Raw genomic sequence first — 19,116 nt, 5'->3', positions numbered from 1 at the left:
CTTCAGCGGATCATTGCGTCCAGCGGGTTATCCTGCGGCAGGATCCGCATCCGGCCCTCGCGCAGCTCCTGTGCCACACCCTGCAGGCTGTGCCGTCGCGCACTCACCCCGTCAAGCGACACGAACAGGAACCGCCGCGTGGCCTCCCCCCGCCATACCAGCGCCATGCGCCGCGCCTCACCGGTGGTGCGATCGACCATCTCGTACCAGTCTCCCACCCGGGCGCGACTGGCCTCGAACACCCAGGCATCGTCCAGATCGGTGACCAGTTCGGGATCGTCGTCCTCGTAGCGCAGATGCCGCCGATGGCGGATCCGCTCTTGCGGGTCGAACGCCTCGGCGTCCGCCGTGGCCCGCATGCGCGCAAGATGCGCCCGGCCCAGCTGCTCGACGACCCGGCGCAGCCTTTCCGCCTCGACACCGGCCTGCTCGCCCGCCGCCTTGAGCTCTGCCACCCGCGGCTGGATCTCCGCCGGCGTCGCTCCGCGACAGATCGCTTCCACCACGCTGCGGATCGCGCGGCTCACCTCCTCGTCCTCGCCGCCGTCCGCCGCCAGCAGGTCTTCCCAGGCCGCCTCCACGGAATCCGCCGCCGTTTGTGGCAGGGAGGCCCCGGTCTCCAGCACGCAGACGGTCAGCGAACGCCGTGCGCGCGCCGCGCGTTCCTCGGCCTCGAAGGTCTCCGTGCGCGACTCCTGGCGCCGGTGCCAGCGCGCGTCTTCCTCCTCGATCGCGGCCAGCCAGTCCTCCAGCAGGGCGCGCGCGCCCTCCCGGTCCATGCTGTCCGCCTCGTGACGCAGGCGCTCGACCGAGTCGCGGATGCGTTGCAGATAGGCGTTCACGCCTTCTTCGCCAGCATCTCCTTCAGCATCGTCCGCCTCCGGACTCACACGGATCCCGGTGTTGATCACGCTGCCAATCCACAGGCGCAGCGGATGGGAGCGGTCCCGGAAGAACGACAGATCACGGATCACGACCCGCGCCAGCGCGAACTGCATGTCGGCGATTTCGGCCCGCACGCGCGGATTGAAACCGACCTGGCGGAAGATGTGGTCGAACATCCCCTGCAGCAGGTCGAGAATGAACGGCGTCAGATCCTCCTGACTGCGGGCCTGCTCCGCCGCGGCCGGGGCATTCCCGGAAGTGCCCCCGCACCGGCATCCCCATCCGGCCCGGAACCTGCGGGCGCATCCCCCGCTCCGGACGGGTGCGGGCCACTGCCGGTGGCCCGGGCCAGCTCGGCGGCCCAGCGGGCCCAGGCCTCGGGGGCATCCTCCGCTGACGGCATCTCCGGCCCGCCCCGGGCGGACAGCGGACCGAGATCGGCGTCCGGCGGCCGCACTTCGGAACGGCTCGCAGCGGCCGCCGGATAGGCCTGCCAGCTTGCCGAGCTTTCCCGCTCGCGCGCGCCGCCAGCCGCGGTGCCGGCTTCGGGCTCCTCGGTCACCAGGCCGCAGGCATCCACCGTTTCCACCACAAACGCCATCATCGGCGCACCGGAATCGCGCAGACAGCGCAGATAGCCCTGCATCAGGTCGAGAGTCAGCGCGGTGCGCCCGAAATACCGTTCCGCCGCCTCGATCAGTCGCTCGTACCAGTGCAGCGGCGACCACGGCGCCCAGTTGGGATGTTCGAAGCGCCGGTCCTCGCGCTGGGTCGCCGACAGCCCCGCGAGGCCCTGCCAGTCGCCATCGGCGGTCATCGCCGCACCCGGGGCGCGCGATCGGACCGGTTCAAGCGTCGCCGCCGATCGGCTGACTGCCGACCTGGATCATCCCGTCCTGCACCCGCACCGGAAAGGTCGGGATGGGGTCCTCGGCCGGCGGCGTGAGTGCCTCGCCGGTGTGCAGGTCGAATTCCGCGTCGTGCAGCGGGCAGGTGATGCAGTCGTCGTCGATCGTGCCGCCCGCGATGGGGAATTCTTCGTGCGAGCAGAGGTTCTCGAGGGCAAAGTAGCGGCCATCCACGTTGAACACCGCCACTTCGGTATCCCCGGCCTCGAGCAGCCGGTGGTCTCCGGGTTCAATCGAGCCTTCCGGCCCCACGTCGATCCATTCGCTCATGTGCGTCGTCCGCTCGTTGGTCAGTGGATGGCGTTGTCAGTGGCTGGCGTTGGCGGCGGCCGTCGCCTCCGCATTCACTTCGAGCGAACGGCCACTCTCGGGATCATACGAAAACCGGCCGACCAGGCGCACTTCCTCGCCCACGTGGTCGGCGACCGCCGCATCCGGCGAAATCGCCACGCGGTTGCGCGGATGATCCTCGATCCAGTAATGCCGCGGATCATCGAAGGACTGGACGCGACCGGTCACCTCCACCATCTCGCCGTCAAACTCCGCTGCGGAGCTGCTCAGCTGATCCAGGGTCACCGGCGCCGTGGTCTCCCCGCCGCAGGCCACCAGCACCAGTCCCAGCAGTGCCCCGGCCAACGCCGGACCGGCATGACGAATCCATCCTGATTGCATTGATTCTCTCGGTTTTGCAGTCACGCAACAGGTTACCCGGCGCCCCGCAAAGGCGCCCGAAACCGCCGCCGCTACAGGGTTTCGGACGGCGGCAGCGCGGGCAGTCTCAGGGTAAAGCGCCCCCCGCCGAGATCGGAATCGTTCGACAGCCGGACCGAGCCCGACGTCCCGTCCGGTGCCGTGTGCAGCTCGGCGATCATCGCGCAGAAATACAGGCCCAGTCCGGTCCGCCCGGCGCCGCGCTCCAGCATCGCCTGATCCTCGGTGGTTCGCGAACCCAGCATGGGCTCCGGAAACCCGGGACCGTCGTCTTCCACCTGCAGCCACAGCTCGCCGTCGCGCACTGCGGCCGACAGACGGATGCGAGCGTTGCAGTAACGCACCGTGTTGGTCACCACGTTCTCCAGCACCGCCGTCACCAGTTCCCGATCGAGCACCCATTCCAGGTCCTCGTCGCAGTCGATTTCGGCCGTCACCCCGCTGTGATCCATCAGCGGCTTGCTGGACGCCCAGTAGTCCTCCAGCAGTTCGATCACCAGCAGCGGGCGAAAACGCGGGGTGTAGAGCCCCTGCTGGTTGCGGTACAGCGTGAGCATCTGTACCAGGCTGTCGTGCACGCGATGGGCCTCGTACTGCAGTCGCGCGATGGTCTGCTCGTCGCAGTTGCACTCGCCGGTCTCCGGGTCCCGCAGCGCCTCCAGCGAATTCATCGCCATCCCCAGCGAGTTCTTCATGTCGTGGATGGAAATGGCGATGACGGTACCGAAATCGATGCTCTTCATGTCTCCCCCGGGCCGCCGTTCGATGTCCGCAGGCTCCGCGCGCGTTCGCCCTCACCCGCCTGCTCCAGCAGGTCCGGCAGCACCTCGCGCAGCGCCTGCGGCGGTGATCCGGCCGCCATGGCCGCATCCAGCTGGCCGAGCAACCCCGCGCGATCCACCGCCACACCGGCCAGCAGCAGGCGCAGACGCGTCACCACGACCCACCAGGCCACCTCCGGATGACCACGGTAATCACTCTCCAGGATCTGCAGTTTGGTCCGCGCCTCGCGGGTCGCCCCGCGCGCGATCAATGCCTCCAGCTGATACGCCATGTCACCCGGATGCGGTATCTGCATCTGGGTCGCCAGGGCCATCGCATGGCGCCAGGCCCGTGCGGCGCGCTCGTATTCCCCCTGCGCCAGGGCCAGCCGCCCCAGCGCCCGCTGCCGCGCCAGCGACTTGGGCGAGCGTTCCGCCGCCGCGACCAGCACGTCCAGCGCCTCGCGCTCGCGGCCGGTGCGTTCCAGCACGAACGCCAGCCGATCATGCGCCGGCATGTAATACGGCGTCGCCGCAATGGCCGCCCGATACGCCTCCTCGGCGGCCGCGAGGTTGCCCTCGACTTCGGCCACCTCGCCCAGACGCGCCTGGGCCCAGGGCGGCGTGGTCTCACCCGTCACCGCACGGGCGGCCTCGGCCGCCACGGCCGGCTCGCCCTCGGCCAGAGCCAGATCGCTGCGCAGACGCTGCAGGTCGGCGGCGCGCCCCTCCCCTGCTTCCAGCATGCGTTCCGCCTCCGCCCGTGCCTGCCCGAAGTCGCCACGGCGCCAGTGCTGGTCCAGCGTGCGCAACGGGTCCCGCCGGCGCAGCGCCCGCTGCAGGCGTACTACCAGCAGTTCGCGATTGAAGGGTTTGGACAGGTAGGCATCGGGGCCGCTCTCCAGCGCCCCCATGACCATCTCGTTGCTGTTCTCGGCGGTGACCATCACGAACACCGTGGCCGGTCCGACCCAGCCCTGTTCGCGGGCCCGGTCCAGCACCTGCTGGCCGTCCGGCCCGTCCCCCAGGTTGTAGTCGCACAGCACGATGTCGTAGCGACGCCGTTCCAGCTTGTCCAGCGCATCCACGCCATCACGCGCGAGATCGATGTCCTCGAAGCCGGAGGTCAGCAACATCTCGCGCAGCGTCGCCCGCATGTTGGCGAAATCGTCCACCACCAGCACCGCCAGGCGCGACAGCGGGCGCCCGGCAGAGCCGGCACGGGAAGGGGGAGCGGCGGTCGACATGCGCGCAGTGTGGCGCAGCCAACCGCCGAAACCAAGCCCCGGAACAGGGACTTGTCCCGTATGCGGCGACGCGTCACGCCGCGTCAGTACGGGGCGGCCGTCTCGCCCTGCAGTGCCCGGGTCAGGTTCACGCAGGCGAACAGCAGGATGATCGCCACCGGCAATCCCGCGGTGATCGCCCCGGTCTGCAGCCCGTCCAGGGCCATCTCGCCGCCCACGATCAGCAGGGTCGCCGCTACCGCGCCCTCGGTGATGCCCCAGATCACCCGCTGACGCTTGGGCGAGCGCGTGCTCCCGCGCGAGACCAGCGCGTCGATCACGTGGGTCCCGGAGCCCGACGAGGTGATGAAGTAGGTCGCGATCAGGACGGTCGCCAGCCCCGAGGCCAGATGGAACAGCGGCAGCTGCTCCAGCGTGGCGTACAGCGCAATGGTCGTGTCCTCGGCCACCGCCGCCGCGATCCCCGCCCCGTCTCCGAACAGCTCGAAATGCAGCGCCGTGCCGCCGAACACCGCCAGCCACACGAACACGAAAAGGGACGGCAGCAGCAGCACGCCGGCAATGAACTCGCGGATGGTGCGCCCGCGCGAGACCCGCGCGATGAAGATCCCGACGAACGGTGACCAGGCGATCCACCAGGCCCAGTAGAAGATGGTCCAGCTCTTCTGCCACTCGGCCTCCTGCATCGCGCCGGCGGTCAGACTCAGCTGCACGATGTGGTTGAGATACTCGCCAATGGAGTCGAGGAAGAAACGGATGATGAACAGCGTCGGCCCGGCGAGCAGCACGAACAGCAGCAACGCCGTGGCCAGCCACAGGTTGGCCAGGCTCATCCATTTCAGCCCGCGGTCCAGCCCGGAGATCACGGCCATCACCGCGACGAAGGTGATCGCCCCGATGATCCCCACCTGGAACCAGCCGGACACCGGCATGCCGAACAGCACGTTGAGGCCGGTGTTCAGCTGCATCGCGCCGAAGCCCAGCGAGGTCGCCAGCCCGAACAGCGTGCCGAACACCGCGAGGATGTCGATCACGTGCCCGATCGGCCCGTAGATCCGATCCCCCAGCATTGGATAGAAGATCGACCGAATGGTCAGCGGCAGGCCCTTGCGGAACGAGAAATACGCCACCGACAGGCCCAGCACCACGTACACCGCCCAGGCATGCAGGCCCCAGTGAAAGAAGGTGAAGGCCATCGCTTCGCCGGCCGCTTCCTGGGTCTCGCCTTCGCCGAACGGCGGGTTCTGGTAGTGCAGCATCGGCTCGGCCACGCTCCAGAAGATCAGGCCGATCCCCATCCCCGCGCCGAACAGCAGCGAGAACCAGGCCATGAAGCTGAACTCCGGGCGGTCCTCGGTATTCCCGAGGCGAATCCGCCCGTACGGACTGAGCGCCAGCCAGACCAGAAAGGCAAGGAAGACGGTCACCGCCAGGATGTAGATCCAGCCCAGATACTCGGTGATGAACCCGTGGATCGCGGCAAAGGTCAGCGAGGCCGTCTCGGTGAAGATGACCCCGAACAGCACGAAGGTCAGCACCACGATCGACGAGGCGGTGAACACCACCGGGTTTACGGTGGCGAAGAACGCATGCGGTCGTCCGAATATCATTCGTTCTCTCTCAGGTTTGTGCGTAGATCCGCTGGCCGCGCAGCCGTGCCGTCAGGCCTCGCCCGAGCGGCGGTAATGCTGCCGCAGCCAGCCCCCGACCGCCAGCAGCAGCGCCAGCACGCCCAGCGGCACCAGGGTCCAGGGCTGCAGTGCGTCGCCGTCCTCAATGGCCTCCGCCGCCCCGTAAAGCACGCTGGAATACACACCCCATTTCACGCACAGCCCCAGGGTCGTGGCCAGCACGAAGGTCGCGCGGGGCAGGCCCAGCATGCCCCCGGCATAATTGATGACGGAATGCGGGAACCCCGGGAAGGTACGCATCGCCATCAGATTCAGGAAGTCGCCGTGCCGACGCAGGGCCTCCACCAGCCAGGGATGGTGCCGCAGCGGGCCGCGATCCGCACCCAGACGACCCGCGAGCCAGTACCCGCCCAGCGCGCCCGCGACACTGCCAGTCACCAGCAGCGGGACCGCGACCCATGGCGCCACGAACGGCGCAATCAGCCACACCACCAGACTGCCCGGCAGCGCGAAGGTGAACAGGATCGCCATCAGCACCACCAGCCCCGCGAGCAGCCAGGGATCGCCGGTAAGCCGGCGCCCCGTCTCCAGGATCCATTCCGGATCACCGACGGCCATGCCCAGCCCGATCCCGAGCACCACCAGCCCGGCCAGCAACAGCGGACCGCCATGCTCTTTCAGGGAGCTCGCCATGGTCATTTCAGGCCCGACGGGCGTATCGTGGGAATGCTGACAACAAAAACAGCGAGGAGAGAGAGCAATGCAGAACCGTTTCCTGTTGGGGGCCATCATCGGCCTGATCGCCGGTATCATCCTGGCCTTTGCCTATGCCTACAACGCCGCGCCCGGACTGATGATCGTCGAGGACGAAAGCCAGTATGGCTACGCGGAAACCATCGAGCGCATCGAGACCGCGGCCGAAGCCGAAGGCTGGGCGGTCCCGACCAAGCACGACCTGAGCGGCACCGTGGGCGAACATGGATACGACGTCGCCCCGGTGACGGTCCTCGAACTGTGCCAGCCGGATCACGCCGGGAACCTCCTGAGCGAGGAAGACAACTATCTGGTGACCTCCATGATGCCCTGCCGCGTCTCGGTCTACGAACGCGCTGACGGTACCGCCATCGTATCGCGCATGAACACCAGTCTGGTGGCGCGGGTGTTCGGCGGCAGCATCGCCGAGATCATGGCCGAAGCCACCGAGGACAACGAACGCATCCTCGAAAGCGTGCTGCAGTAAACCGGCCCCGGCGCCCGGCCCGGCCGGGCGCCCTCCCCGCCCGCTTGTCCGCACGAGCGGCAACTACGATGATAGGCCCTCTCACGGAGATCCACGGCGGCCCACGCCGCCCCCGGCCACGAGACTGCCATGTCGTACCTCAAGGACTTTCCGAATGCCGAAGGCTATTTCGGTGATTTTGGCGGCGCCTTCCTGCCACCGGAACTCGAATCCCATTTCGCCGAGATCGAGCGCGCCTGGCGTCAGCTGGCGCTGTCGGCGGACTTCCTGCAGGAACTTCGCTACATCCGCCGGCATTACCAGGGCCGCCCCACCCCGGTCTACTACGCGCGCAACCTCAGCCGCGAGGCCGGCGCGCATATCTACCTCAAGCGCGAGGACCTCAACCACTCCGGGGCACACAAGCTCAATCACTGCATGGGCGAGGCCCTTCTCGCGCGCCACATGGGCAAGAAGAAGCTGATCGCGGAGACCGGCGCCGGCCAGCACGGCGTGGCCCTGGCCACTGCGGCGGCCTGCTTCGGCATGGAATGCGAGATCCACATGGGCGAGATCGACATCGAAAAGGAAGCGCCCAACGTCACCCGCATGAAGCTGATGGGGGCGGAGGTCGTCCCGGTATCTTTCGGCGGGCGCAGCCTCAAGGAAGCGGTGGACTCCGCGTTCCAGTCGTATCTCTCGCAGGCCGACGACGCCCTGTTCGCGATCGGCTCGGTGGTCGGCCCGCACCCGTTCCCGATGATGGTGCGCAACTTCCAGTCGGTGGTGGGGATCGAGGCGCGCGAGCAGTACCAGGAACTGACCGACGGCCAGCTGCCGGAGCAGGTGGTCGCCTGCGTGGGGGGCGGGTCCAACGCGATGGGCATGTTCGCCGGGTTCATCGAGGATCCCGAGGTGCAGCTCAACGGTGTGGAGCCACTGGGTCGCGGCAGCGAACCCGGGCAGCACTCCGCCACCATGACCTTCGGCAAACCGGGGATGCTGCACGGATTCAAGTGCATGCTGCTGAGCGACGACGAGGGCAACCCGGCCCCGGTGCATTCGATCGCCTCCGGACTGGACTACCCCGGCGTCGGCCCCGAACACTCGTATCTGAAGACCACCGGGCGGGCCGCCTATCACGCAATCGGCGATGACGAGACTCTGGATGCCTTTTACCGCCTGTCGCGGACCGAAGGCATCATCCCCGCCCTGGAGAGCGCCCATGCAGTCGCCTGGGCGGTGGAGCACGCGCGCGAGCACCCGGGCAGCACCGTACTGGTGAACCTTTCCGGGCGCGGCGACAAGGACATCGACTACGTGGCACGCACCTTCGGTCATGGCCGGGCGGACTGAAAACAGCGCACGCATTGAGGCTTCCGCCCCGGACGTGCAATCATCTCACTATCACCAAACAAGGGAGGTATCGGGGTGAGCGACAACGACGACCTGCAAAAACAAAAAGAAGAGCTGGAAAAGGCCTACGACACCGATCACGAGATCGGTGAGCAGAACATCAACCCTCTCGGACTGGATCTCCACAACCCGGTTTTCGTGGTCAGTGCCGCACTGATCCTGCTGTTCGTGATCGGCGCCCTGGTCTTCCCGGAACAGGCGAATGACAGCCTCGGCGCCACCCAGACCTGGATCCAGGAAACCTTCGACTGGCTGTTCCTCTCGGCCGGCAACCTGTTCGTCCTCTTCGCCCTCGCCCTGATCCTCCTCCCGATCGGCCGCATCCGTATCGGCGGCCAGGACGCCAAACCCGATTTCGGCGTGCTGTCCTGGTTCTCCATGCTGTTCGCCGCGGGCATGGGCATCGGCCTGATGTTCTGGGCCGTGGCGGAACCGGTGGGTTACTTCACCGAATGGTTCGGCACCCCGCTGGGGATCGAAGGCGGCACCGAGGCCTCCAAGCAAGCCGCGCTGGGCGCCACCATGTATCACTGGGGTCTGCATCCCTGGGCGGTCTATGCCATCGTCGGCCTCGCGCTGGCCTTCTTCGCCTACAACAAGGGGCTGCCGCTGACCATCCGTTCGGCGTTCTACCCGATCCTGGGCGAGCGCGTCTGGGGCCCGTTCGGCCACGTGATCGACACCCTGGCGGTGCTCGCCACGCTGTTCGGTCTCGCCACCTCGCTGGGTCTGGGGGCGCAGCAGGCGGCCTCCGGCCTGGACTTCCTGTTCGACGGCATCGACGGCGGACTGGGCACGCAGCTGGCGGTGATCATCGGCATCACCGTGATCGCCCTGCTCTCGGTCATGCGCGGCATCGACGGCGGGGTGAAGGTGCTGAGTAACCTCAACCTGATCGTCGCCGGGCTGCTCATGCTGTTCGTGATGATCTTCGGCGGCTTCATCGCCTTCCTCGCCAATACCGGCACCACGCTCTCGGCCTATGCCCAGTACATCATCCCGCTGAGCAACCCGGTCGGGCGTGAGGACGAGACCTTCTACCACAGCTGGACGATCTTCTTCTGGGCGTGGTGGATCTCCTGGTCGCCGTTCGTCGGCATGTTCATCGCGCGCGTCTCGCGCGGGCGTACGGTGCGCCAGTTCGTCACCGCCGTGCTGATCGTACCCACGCTGGTCACCGTCATCTGGATGAGCGTGTTCGGCGGCACCGGCATCGATCAGGTGCGCGACGGCATCGGCGCGCTGGCCGACGAGGGCATCACCGACTCCTCGCTGGCGCTGTTCCAGATGCTGCAGAACCTGCCGCTGGCCGCGCTCACCTCGTTCCTGGCGGTGGTCCTGGTGCTGGTGTTCTTCGTGACCTCCTCGGACTCCGGTTCGCTGGTCATCGACAGCATCACCTCCGGCGGCAAGACCGACGCCCCGCAGTCGCAGCGCCTGTTCTGGGCCACCGTCGAGGGCCTGATCGCCGCCGTGCTGCTGGCCGTCGGCGGAGCCGCCGCCCTGTCGGCCCTCCAGGCCGGCGCGGTCAGTACGGGTCTGCCGTTCATGATCGTGCTTCTGGTCATGTCGGTCAGCCTGCTGATGGGGCTGTTCCACGAGCTGAAGCTGATCCGGCTGGCCGAAGCCGAAGCAGCCGGCAAGGCGTAGAACCGGCCTGCCCCGCTGCCCGCTCCGTGTCCCGGAGCGGGCCAGGCCACCCGCCGGGAGCGTCTTCCGGCGGGTTTTTTGTTTTCCGGGATCCGGCCGACATCCGGGCCGATCCCGGCACGGATACAGGAGGTCGCAGCATGCGCCGAGAACGCGTCGAATTTCCGGGCCACCAGGGCCAGATGCTGGCCGGGCGCATCGACCGCCCCACCGGGCCCGTCCGGGCCTGGGCCCTGTTCGCCCACTGCTTTACCTGCGGCAAGGACAACCGCGCCGCCAACCGGATCGCCCGCGGGCTGGCCGAGGCCGGGATCGCGACGCTGAGGTTCGATTTCACCGGACTGGGCGACAGCGAGGGCGACTTCGCCAACAGCGGCTTCTCCTCCAATCTGGAGGACCTGCTGGCCGCGGCCGACTACCTGCGCGGGCGAGAGGCCGCCCCCGCCCTGCTGGTTGGCCACAGCCTGGGCGGCGCGGCGGTACTGGGCGTCGCCGGTCGAATTCCAGAATGCCGCGCAGCCGCCACCATTGCCGCCCCGTTCGAGGCCGACAGCGTGCTGGATCATTTCGGCGAGGCACTGGAGACCATCGACACCGAAGGCGAGGCCACGGTGAACCTGGCCGGGCGTCCGTTCCGCATCCGGCGGGAGTTCGTCGAGGACCTGCGCAGCCAGACCCAGGCCGAACGCATCCGCGACCTCGACCGGCCGCTGATGATCCTGCACGCTCCGGGCGACACGGTGGTGTCGGTCGACGCGGCGCGGCGCATCTTCGAGACCGCGCGCCATCCCAAGAGCTTCGTGTCTCTGGACGATGCCGACCACACCCTGCTCAATCCGGCCGACGCCGAATACGTGGCCGGACTGGTCGCCGCCTGGGGCACACGCTATATCGGCGAAGAACGAGGGGATTCGGCGGACGCGGACGCGCCCGGCGACGGGACCGCAGTGACGGTCGAGGAGACCGGTGACGGCCAGTACCAGCAGGACGTCCGCATCGGCCCGCATCACTTCCTGGCCGACGAACCGCCGGACGTCGGCGGCGATGGCACCGGCCCGAACCCCTACGAGCTACTGCTGGCGTCGCTGGGGGCCTGCACCAGCATGACCCTGCGCATGTACGCCGCGCACAAGCAGCTGCCGCTGGAACGCGTCCGGGTGCATCTGCAGCACGAGAAGCTCAAGGGCGAGAACGGCCCGGTCGACCGCATCACCCGCGAGATCACCATCGAGGGCGACCTGGATGCGAAACAGCGCGAACGCATGCTGCAGATCGCCGATCGCTGTCCGGTACACCGCACCCTGCACGGCGAGGTGCAGGTGGAGACCCGGGAGCGGTCTACAGGTACTTCAGACGCGCGCTGAGGCTGTCCACGTCGGAGACGACATCCTGCAGGGTCGTGCCGCCATCGGAGGAACCGACCACCACGCCCCGGCCGGACACCGGAATGATGCTGTCAATCTGGAAGCGACCGGCGGTCCCGCGCAGGAAACATTCCTCGTCGAAGAACAGGGTGTCGCCCTCGGGGCCGATCGTATCCGCCTCGACGGTCTCGTATCCGATCAGTCCGGGCAGGTCTTCCCGTCCGCCGATCTCGATCGGTTCGATGGACTGTTTTTCGGCATCGATCAGCAGTGCTTTCATCGCTTTCTCCCGTGCAGCAAGTAGTGGTGAATCGTGATGGACCCGGCGCGACCTCAGGGCGTTCCGCCACGCAGCAGGCCGGCCGCGGCGAGGAAATCCTGCAACCCGCGGGTGTAAAGCGACCCGGACCGCAGGAAGCCGTCGTTGTGGCCGCCGCACAGGCCCAGGATCGGCGGGGTGCCCGGGGCCGCCGCCTGCAGGCGGCGCGCATGCTCGAAGGGCACGATCTCGTCCTCGCGCGCATGCACCAGCAGCAGCGGTGCTTCCAGGCGCCGGACATGTTCGAGGACCGGATACGGATGGCGGATCAGCCAGCGTACCGGCAGGAACGGGTAGATCTCCGCCCCCAGATCCGCCGCCGAAGTGAACGCGGACTCCAGGATCACCGCACCGGGTTCGCGCTCCGCCGCCAGGCGCGCCGCCACCGCCGCCCCCAGCGAGCGGCCGAACACCACGATGTCCTCCGTCGCGTAGCCGCGTTCCTCGCGCAGATAGTCCCAGGCGGCCTCGGCGTCGGCGTGCAGCCCCGGCGCATCCGGCCGGCCCGAGGAACGGCCGTAGCCGCGATAATCGATGATCAGCACCGCGAGCCCCACCTCGTGGAACCGCTGCAGCGAATGCAGGCGATGCCCGATGTTGCCCGCATTGCCATGGAAGAACAGCAGCACCGGGGCATCCTCCTCCGGCCCCGGCAGATACCAGCCGTGCAGGCGCACGTCCGCCTCCGGCTCCAGCCACACCTCCTCGAAGTCCAGCCCGGCATCCGCGGGCGTGGAGGTCACGTCACGCGAGGGCATGTAAATCAGGCGGTCCTGGGTCAGATAGACGGTCGCCACCAGCACGGCGTAACCCGTCGCGAGCAGGATCAGGAACCGGATCACATTGGCCATGCCCACGATCCTGAACATCCCCGTCAACGGGCGCAACTCGCGTACAATACGATCCGTACTGCCCATAGCCACCGACATGCCGCAAAACCCCATCCGCGCCTGAAACGGTCCTCGCGATGCGCCATTCCCTGTTGACCAACACCGAACTCCGCGGACTGGATCGCGACCAGCTTTTGCGCCGCCTGGCCGGCGGCGACGCCCCGGATGGCGCCCTGGCCTCCGCACTGGACCGCGCGCTGGAGTCGGTGGACGCCGCCGGTCTGGAGGCGCATGCGCTGGACGTCGCCGAGATCCTCCGCCACCTCAACGTCGACCGTCAGACCCTGATCGCCACCCTGCTGGTCCCGGTCTTCCTCGCCGGGCACGCCGACGCGAAGGCCCTGCGCCGCGACTACGGCGAACGCGTCGCGCAGCTCACCGAGAACGTCTCCGCACTGGTCCGCCGCCGCTTCGAGACCCCGGCCGGCCGGCCCGAACAGGCCGAACGCCTGCGCCGCATGCTGATGGCGATGGTCGACGACGTGCGCGCGGTGCTGATCAAGCTGGCGTTCCGCGTGCAGCACCTGCGCCTGGTGGTGAAGGAACCCGACGCCGGTGCCCGCGCGCTGGCACAGGAGACCCTGGACGTGATCGCCCCGCTGGCCAACCGGCTGGGAGTCGGCCAGCTCAAGTGGGAGATGGAAGACCTCTCGCTGCGCATCCTCGAACCCGAGACCTATCGCGACATCGCGCGCGGGCTGGAGGAGAACCGCACCGAACGCGAAGAGTATGTCGCGCGCTTCACCCGGATGCTGCAAAAGCACCTCGCCGATGCCGGGATCGAGGCCCGGGTGTTCGGCCGGCCCAAGCACATCTACAGCATCTGGAAGAAGATGCAGCGCAAGAACACGTCGCTGTCCGAGCTGTACGACCTGCGCGCCACGCGCGTGATCGTGGACCGGCTGGCGACCTGCTACACCGTGCTGGGCGTGGTGCACAACCACTGGCGCCACCTGCCCGGCGAGTTCGACGACTACATCGCCAACCCCAAGGACAACGGCTACCAGTCCCTGCACACCGCGGTGGTGGGACCGGAGGGCAAAGTCGTGGAAGTCCAGATTCGCACCCGCGAGATGGACGAGTTCGCCGAACTCGGGGTCGCCGCCCACTGGCGCTACAAGGAAGGCGGACGCGAGGATCGCGCCCTGAACCAGGCCATCACCTCGCTGCGCCAGCTGCTGGAGAACGACGGCTCCGACCAGAACCTGCTCGACGAGATCCAGAGCGAGCCACTGCACCAGCGCGTGTTCGTGCTGACCCCGCAGGGCGACGTGCTGGACCTCGCCCAGGGCGCCACGCCGCTGGATTTCGCCTACGCCGTGCACACCGAGGTGGGCCACCGCTGCCGCGGCGCCAAGGTCGACGGGCGCATCGTCCCGCTCACCTACCGCCTGCGCTCCGGCGAACGCGTCGAGGTACTTACCGCCCGCGAGGGCGGCCCCAGCCGCGACTGGCTCAACCCCAACCTCGGCTATCTCAACACCTCGCGGGCGCGGGCCAAGGTGCGCACCTGGTTCCGCCAGCAGCATCAGGACGAGCACCTCGCCACCGGCAAGCAGCTGTTCGACCGCGAATGCCAGCGGCTCGGACTGCACGAACGCATCCCCGATCTCGACCGCGACGAACTCGCGCGGCAGATGAAATACCCCGGGTTCGACGAGCTGATGATCGCGCTGGGCGCCGGCGACATCACCACGGGACAGATCGCCGGACGCCTGGCGCAGATGATCCGCGAGCGCCGCGAACGCGACAAGACCCGCGAGGAGGCGCCCGCCGCGCCGAGCCCCCGTCGCCGCGAGGGCCGCCGCGATGGCGACGCCGCGGATCACAATGCCGAGGACATCCGCATCCGCGGGGTCGGCGGCCTGCTCACCACCCGCGCGCAGTGCTGCGACCCGCAGCCCGGGGACCCGATCATCGGCTTCATCACCCGCGGCGCCGGGGTCTCCGTGCACCGCGACGACTGCCCGAACATCCTGCACCTGCCGGAGGACAAGCGCGCGCGCCTGATCCCGGTCAGCTGGGGCGACGAACCCGAGACCGAGATCGTGTCACTGGAACTGGAGGCGCAGGACCGCCCAGGGCTGTTCGCCGAGGTCGGCGGGGTCTTCTCGCAGAGCGGGATCAACCTGCTGCGGGTCAACACGCAGACCGATCCGGAAGACCGCAGCGTGCGCATGGAGCTGGAGGCGGAGGTCTCCGACCTGGGCGAGCTGAGCGGCCTGTTCGACCGCCTGCATTCACTGGATAACGTCTACGAGGTGCGCCGGGTCAGCCCCGGCGGGTGTTCTGATACGCCCCCACCGCCCGCTGGCCCTGACGCAGGCCCTTGATCTCGCGCGCGGTCTCGGAGCGCCGTTCGGCCAGCCCCGGCACCGTGGCCGCATAGAACTCGGACAACCGCTCCAGCGCCGCGCGCACGTCGGCGTCGACGCCCGGCGGAGGGCGGTCTCCGCTGCTCGCCGTGGCACGCTGGATCAGCGCGCGCGCCTCCTCATCCAGCGCGGGCAGGGATTCCCAGTCCTCGGCATCCCGGGCCGCCTGCAGGCGACCCAGGACATCATCCAGCGCACTCGCCAGCGAATGGGGGTCCAAGACGGTCAGCTGGCGCGGGATGCGGACGCGTTGCGGTATTCCGGCGGGATCTCGTCCCAGCCTGCCTTGATCTCGCGCAGCAGCTTCGACACCTCGTCCAGACGCTCCGGATCGTTGTGCAGGTTGGCCTCGGTCAGGCGGCGCATCATGTAGGAATACAGCGCGGCCAGGCGCTCGGCCAGCTCCGGATTGTGCTTGTCATCCAGCATCGAGCGCAGGGAGTCGATGATGTCGATCGCCTTGCCGATGCGCTCGCCCTTGTAGGCGATATTGCCCGCCTTCATCGCACCCTTGGCCACCGCGATGCGCTCCAGCGCCCCCTCGAACAGCATCTGCACCAGACGGTGCGGATCCGCGACCTGCACCTCGGACAGCATGCCCGCCTGGCGGTAGGAATCGACGTTCTTTCTCGTGTTCATGCCGTACATGCTCGCCTCCGTTCGGAAACCGGACGGCACCTTTGCGGCACCGCCTGCCAATCATCGATGGATCGTTCTGTTACTGTCCCATACCGGCCAGCTGCTGCTGCAGGTAATCCCCTGTCTGCTGCATCTGGGCCACGGCCGTATCCATGCTGGAGAACTGGCGCACCAGGCGGGCCTCCAGCCGTTCGATCCGGTCATCCAGCCGTTCACGCTGGTCATCCACCCGCGACTGCTCGTTCTGCAACCCGTCCTGGCGGACCTGGAACAGACCCTCGCGCCCGGTAATGCTCTCGAGGGTGTCGTCCACCCCGCCGGCCAGGTCGCGCACCGCCGCGGCGATGTCGTCGAAGCCCTCACGCTCCATCGCATCATCGAACCGCTGGGTATCGAACTGCAGCGTCCCGTCACGCTGAGTCGTGATGCCGAGATCCGCGAAGGTCTGGTTGTTGATGCCTTCTACCGACGAGCGTTCGATCAACGCATTGCTCAGGCGGCTGCGTGCACTGCGCACGGTGGAATCCCCGGTCAGCACCGAGGCCTCGTCTTCCTCGACGTCGTAACTCGTCAGTTCCCGGACCTCACCGATCATGCTGTTGTAGGCCTCGACGAACGACTCCAGCTGATTGCGCAGTGCGCCTCGGTCTTCGCTGATCGAGACCCGCGTGGAACCTTCAGCTTCCAGGTCGATGGACAGGCCCTCGATGGTGTCCTCCAGCGTGTTGCTCGGGCTGGTGATGGCCATCCCGTTGATCACGGCCTCGGCATCCTGGGCCTGCACCATCTCGGTCTGGTTCTCCAGACGCTGCAGATCCGCATCACCGTCCACGGTCACCGAGATCGTGTTCTCCGCACCGGTGCGCTCGGCGGTCATCGTCAGGCGCGGGCCGTCGCCGTCGTTCACGATGGAGGCATTCACGCCCGCATCCGCATCGTTGATCGCATTGCGCAGATCACGCAGGGAGTCACCGTCCTCCACCTCGATGGACACCTCATCACCGTCGCCCACCTGGATGGTAAAAGTCCCGGACCCGACGTCGTCGCTCGACTCCTCGAACAGCCCGGAATCGGAGGCCACCGTCTGCGCCCGGGCCAGCTGGTTGACCTCCAGGTCGAAATCCCCGTTCGGCGCATCGCCGGTGACGAACACACTGGCCACGTCGTCGTTCGTCAGCGACACCGACTGCTCGGGCTCGAACTCGGCCAGACTCGACACGGCCGAACCGATCCCGTCCATGGTGTTGCTGATCTGCCCGTAGGCCGAGATCTCCGCCTCGATGCGTTCCTCGCGCTCGTTCAGGCGGGCCTCGCGCGGCGCGCGCTGCGAGTTCACCAGATCGCCCACGATCTGATTGAGATCCAGCCCGGAACCGACACCGAGAGAACTGATGGCCATGATCGTTACCTTCCTGCCCGCTGCACGGGTGTTCCGTCGTTTCTGATCAGGTTAACGGCCCTTCTGCCGAAAACTTGAGCGGATGAATCATTATGGACCCAAGCCTGCCCCCGCGGGATCATCCTCAAGGGCCGAGAGTCACTGTAGGAGCGGCCTCGGCCGCGAAAACGACCGCCGTGTAGCCCCCGCATCCACATTCGCGCGCAAGCGCGCTCCTGCATGGCCCTCACGAAGACCGGGCCAGCGCAATGACGCCTTCGACGTAGCAAAAACAATGCCGCCCGCCCGAACCGCTCATGCCTTGTCGACAAATCCCGTGCCGCCAAGATCCCGTTCGTTCTCGAAATGCTCCGCCAGGGCCAGCATCTGCTCCGGCGGGATCTGGCGGATGATCTCCTCGCTTTCGCCGTCCATCACCGTGATGATGGTACGACCACTGGAATCGTCAACGCTGAACTCCAGAGTGCGTTGACTGTTCTGGAGATAGGCATTGATGGACTCCACCACCGGCGCGAGATCGGAGGCCTCCACCGGCTCCGCCGATTCACGCCCCTCGGTGCCGGATGCTTCCTGCCGCGCGGGTCCGCCCTCGCCAACCGGGGCGGAAGCGCCTTGCCGCTGGAGCGCCGTATCGCCGCCCGGCGTCTCCGGACCGCGGACTTCGGCTCGCCCGCCCCCCGACTCACCGGAACGGGGATTCGACGTGAACCCCTGGACGCCCGTCGTGCTGCCATTGATCATGTCTGTCATCTCTCAACCTCCCGGGCCGGCCGGCGTCGAGCCAGCGCGGCCCCTCCTGGTCATTGGGAGCTTACTGCAACAGCCCCAGTACGTTCTGCGGCACCGCATTGGCCTGAGTCAGAACCGCGATACCGGCCTGCTGCAGCACCTGCGCCCGAGTCAATTCCGCCGTCTCCGCGGCAAAGTCCGCATCCCGGATCCGCGAACGCGCGTCCGACAGGTTCTCCGCGCTGATCTCCAGGTTGGAAATCGTGCTCTCGAAGCGCGTCTGCACCGCACCCAGCTCCGCACGCAGCGAGTTCACCTCGGTCAGCGCACCATCCAGCGCGCCCATCGCCTGGGTCGCTGTTTCGCGCGTCGTCACATCAATGTCGTTGAGGGTGACGTCTGCGGCCGTCGCGGTGTCAAACAGCGTCACTGTCGTGGCGGGACTGTCCTCGTCCAGAGTCACTTCGCCACCGTCCACAGAGAAATTGTCGGTACCCAGCTGAGAAGTCACGGCAATGGTCGTCTCGCCATCGTTGCCCACCCGCAGGGACGCCTCCAGATTCGCGTCCGCCACCGCCGCGGCATTGGTATCACCCGCCGCGGCCGCCTCGGCAATGTCGGCATTGATCAGCCGAACCGCATCCTCCAGCGTCTCCGCACTGCTCAGGTCCACATCAATCTGGGCGAAATCAGCGCCATCAATCTCGATATTGGCGATCGTGTCGATGCCGATGTCCCGGATCTGTTCCTGCGTCAGACCGTTATCGCCCACCACCTCGGTGGTCCCGAGCTGGGAGGTCCGGGCATCGACACCGCTCACCGCGATGCTCTGACCCTGATTCGCCCCCACCTGGAAGAACAGGTCCTCCACCGTGCCATCCAGGATCCGGCCGCCGTTGAACTCGGCCGAATTGGCCACGCGGCTGACCTCCTCCATCAGCTGCTGGACCTCGTCGTTGATCGCCTGACGGTC

18 protein-coding genes and 1 pseudogene are annotated in these 19,116 nt (G+C 67.5%); 5 read left to right on the top strand and 14 right to left on the bottom strand.

The features are described from left to right. Positions 1 to 2: 2 nt before the first annotated feature. From F573_RS15550 to F573_RS0106780, 7 genes and pseudogenes are all read right to left on the bottom strand, one after another. Positions 3 to 1,651: pseudogene (locus F573_RS15550) on the bottom strand (DUF1631 family protein); the annotation flags it as partial. 82 nt (positions 1,652 to 1,733) lie between these two features. After that, positions 1,734 to 2,063 (bottom strand): non-heme iron oxygenase ferredoxin subunit, encoded by a 330-nt coding sequence (locus tag F573_RS0106805; protein ID WP_018870764.1) that lies wholly within the window; start codon positions 2,061 to 2,063, stop codon positions 1,734 to 1,736. A gap of 36 nt (positions 2,064 to 2,099) precedes the next feature. Further along, the gene (locus F573_RS0106800; RefSeq protein ID WP_019021954.1) at positions 2,100 to 2,429 is read right to left on the bottom strand and encodes a hypothetical protein; all 330 of its coding nucleotides are present in this window, start codon (positions 2,427 to 2,429) and stop codon (positions 2,100 to 2,102) included. Between the two features lie 107 nt (positions 2,430 to 2,536). Then, positions 2,537 to 3,247, bottom strand: coding sequence for a sensor histidine kinase KdpD (locus F573_RS0106795; protein ID WP_019021953.1), 711 nt, complete (start codon positions 3,245 to 3,247; stop codon positions 2,537 to 2,539). Further along, complete coding sequence (locus F573_RS0106790; RefSeq protein ID WP_019021952.1) at positions 3,244 to 4,512, bottom strand: response regulator; 1,269 nt, start codon at positions 4,510 to 4,512, stop codon at positions 3,244 to 3,246. Before F573_RS0106790 ends, F573_RS0106795 begins: the two co-directional genes overlap by 4 nt. A gap of 83 nt (positions 4,513 to 4,595) precedes the next feature. Further along, complete coding sequence (locus F573_RS0106785) at positions 4,596 to 6,122, bottom strand: BCCT family transporter (protein ID WP_019021951.1); 1,527 nt, start codon at positions 6,120 to 6,122, stop codon at positions 4,596 to 4,598. Between the two features lie 51 nt (positions 6,123 to 6,173). Further along, the gene (locus F573_RS0106780; RefSeq protein ID WP_019021950.1) at positions 6,174 to 6,842 is read right to left on the bottom strand and encodes a TVP38/TMEM64 family protein; all 669 of its coding nucleotides are present in this window, start codon (positions 6,840 to 6,842) and stop codon (positions 6,174 to 6,176) included. A 61-nt stretch (positions 6,843 to 6,903) separates the two neighbouring features. Between F573_RS0106780 and F573_RS0106775 the strand changes: the two genes are divergently transcribed. The 4 genes from F573_RS0106775 to F573_RS0106760 all read left to right on the top strand — a co-directional run bounded on the left by F573_RS0106775 (position 6,904) and on the right by F573_RS0106760 (position 11,792). Next, positions 6,904 to 7,383 carry a DUF302 domain-containing protein gene (locus F573_RS0106775; RefSeq protein WP_019021949.1) on the top strand — a complete coding sequence of 160 codons (480 nt, stop codon included), beginning with the start codon at positions 6,904 to 6,906 and terminating at the stop codon, positions 7,381 to 7,383. A gap of 129 nt (positions 7,384 to 7,512) precedes the next feature. After that, complete coding sequence (trpB, locus tag F573_RS0106770) at positions 7,513 to 8,718, top strand: tryptophan synthase subunit beta (protein WP_019021948.1); 1,206 nt, start codon at positions 7,513 to 7,515, stop codon at positions 8,716 to 8,718. Positions 8,719 to 8,793: 75 nt separating this feature from the next. After that, positions 8,794 to 10,428 (top strand): BCCT family transporter, encoded by a 1,635-nt coding sequence (locus F573_RS0106765; protein WP_019021947.1) that lies wholly within the window; start codon positions 8,794 to 8,796, stop codon positions 10,426 to 10,428. Positions 10,429 to 10,568: 140 nt separating this feature from the next. Continuing rightward, positions 10,569 to 11,792, top strand: coding sequence for an alpha/beta fold hydrolase (locus tag F573_RS0106760; RefSeq protein ID WP_019021946.1), 1,224 nt, complete (start codon positions 10,569 to 10,571; stop codon positions 11,790 to 11,792). On the opposite strand, the gene F573_RS0106755 is transcribed toward F573_RS0106760, so the two are convergent. Both F573_RS0106755 and F573_RS0106750 read right to left on the bottom strand, forming a co-directional pair. Then, a complete protein-coding gene (locus F573_RS0106755; protein WP_018871314.1) occupies positions 11,767 to 12,072 on the bottom strand; it encodes a hypothetical protein in 306 nt (101 codons plus the stop codon). The genes F573_RS0106760 and F573_RS0106755 overlap by 26 nt on opposite strands. A gap of 53 nt (positions 12,073 to 12,125) precedes the next feature. Further along, positions 12,126 to 12,962, bottom strand: coding sequence for an alpha/beta hydrolase (locus F573_RS0106750; protein ID WP_019021945.1), 837 nt, complete (start codon positions 12,960 to 12,962; stop codon positions 12,126 to 12,128). A 116-nt stretch (positions 12,963 to 13,078) separates the two neighbouring features. Here F573_RS0106750 and F573_RS0106745 point away from each other — a divergent pair, with 116 nt between their 5' ends. Then, a complete protein-coding gene (locus F573_RS0106745) occupies positions 13,079 to 15,334 on the top strand; it encodes a bifunctional (p)ppGpp synthetase/guanosine-3',5'-bis(diphosphate) 3'-pyrophosphohydrolase (RefSeq protein ID WP_019021944.1) in 2,256 nt (751 codons plus the stop codon). Here F573_RS0106745 and F573_RS0106740 read toward each other — a convergent pair. The 5 genes from F573_RS0106740 to F573_RS0106720 form a co-directional block, all read right to left on the bottom strand. Further along, positions 15,273 to 15,596: a flagellar protein FliT gene (locus tag F573_RS0106740; protein WP_019021943.1), complete on the bottom strand. Its 324-nt coding sequence runs from the start codon at positions 15,594 to 15,596 to the stop codon at positions 15,273 to 15,275. The genes F573_RS0106745 and F573_RS0106740 overlap by 62 nt on opposite strands. Before the next feature lie 5 nt (positions 15,597 to 15,601). Beyond that, complete coding sequence (gene fliS / locus F573_RS0106735) at positions 15,602 to 16,024, bottom strand: flagellar export chaperone FliS (protein ID WP_019021942.1); 423 nt, start codon at positions 16,022 to 16,024, stop codon at positions 15,602 to 15,604. 70 nt (positions 16,025 to 16,094) lie between these two features. Beyond that, a complete protein-coding gene (gene fliD / locus F573_RS0106730) occupies positions 16,095 to 17,414 on the bottom strand; it encodes a flagellar filament capping protein FliD (protein WP_019021941.1) in 1,320 nt (439 codons plus the stop codon). 294 nt (positions 17,415 to 17,708) lie between these two features. Continuing rightward, the gene (locus F573_RS14840) at positions 17,709 to 18,164 is read right to left on the bottom strand and encodes a flagellar protein FlaG (RefSeq protein ID WP_019021940.1); all 456 of its coding nucleotides are present in this window, start codon (positions 18,162 to 18,164) and stop codon (positions 17,709 to 17,711) included. Positions 18,165 to 18,225: 61 nt separating this feature from the next. Further along, the coding region (locus F573_RS0106720) for a flagellin (RefSeq protein ID WP_019021939.1) at positions 18,226 to 19,116 on the bottom strand (891 nt) is incomplete at its 5' end.

Origin of the sequence: Thioalkalivibrio sp. ALE23 (assembly GCF_000378545.1) — a bacterium.
Classification (GTDB): domain Bacteria; phylum Pseudomonadota; class Gammaproteobacteria; order Ectothiorhodospirales; family Ectothiorhodospiraceae; genus Thioalkalivibrio.
Note: the sequence above shows the minus strand (reverse complement) of the source record. Positions and strands in the feature narration are given on the sequence as shown.

Coding starts and splice junctions, on each gene's coding strand:
- F573_RS0106805 (WP_018870764.1), bottom strand. CDS start 2,063: ATGAGCGAATGGATCGACGTGGGGCCGGAAGGCTCGATTGAACCCGGA.
- F573_RS0106795 (WP_019021953.1), bottom strand. CDS start 3,247: ATGAAGAGCATCGATTTCGGTACCGTCATCGCCATTTCCATCCACGAC.
- F573_RS0106790 (WP_019021952.1), bottom strand. CDS start 4,512: ATGTCGACCGCCGCTCCCCCTTCCCGTGCCGGCTCTGCCGGGCGCCCG.
- F573_RS0106785 (WP_019021951.1), bottom strand. CDS start 6,122: ATGATATTCGGACGACCGCATGCGTTCTTCGCCACCGTAAACCCGGTG.
- F573_RS0106780 (WP_019021950.1), bottom strand. CDS start 6,842: ATGACCATGGCGAGCTCCCTGAAAGAGCATGGCGGTCCGCTGTTGCTG.
- F573_RS0106775 (WP_019021949.1), top strand. CDS start 6,904: ATGCAGAACCGTTTCCTGTTGGGGGCCATCATCGGCCTGATCGCCGGT.
- trpB (WP_019021948.1), top strand. CDS start 7,513: ATGTCGTACCTCAAGGACTTTCCGAATGCCGAAGGCTATTTCGGTGAT.
- F573_RS0106760 (WP_019021946.1), top strand. CDS start 10,569: ATGCGCCGAGAACGCGTCGAATTTCCGGGCCACCAGGGCCAGATGCTG.
- F573_RS0106755 (WP_018871314.1), bottom strand. CDS start 12,072: ATGAAAGCACTGCTGATCGATGCCGAAAAACAGTCCATCGAACCGATC.
- F573_RS0106750 (WP_019021945.1), bottom strand. CDS start 12,962: ATGGCCAATGTGATCCGGTTCCTGATCCTGCTCGCGACGGGTTACGCC.
- F573_RS0106745 (WP_019021944.1), top strand. CDS start 13,079: ATGCGCCATTCCCTGTTGACCAACACCGAACTCCGCGGACTGGATCGC.
- fliS (WP_019021942.1), bottom strand. CDS start 16,024: ATGTACGGCATGAACACGAGAAAGAACGTCGATTCCTACCGCCAGGCG.
- fliD (WP_019021941.1), bottom strand. CDS start 17,414: ATGGCCATCAGTTCTCTCGGTGTCGGTTCCGGGCTGGATCTCAATCAG.
- F573_RS14840 (WP_019021940.1), bottom strand. CDS start 18,164: ATGACAGACATGATCAATGGCAGCACGACGGGCGTCCAGGGGTTCACG.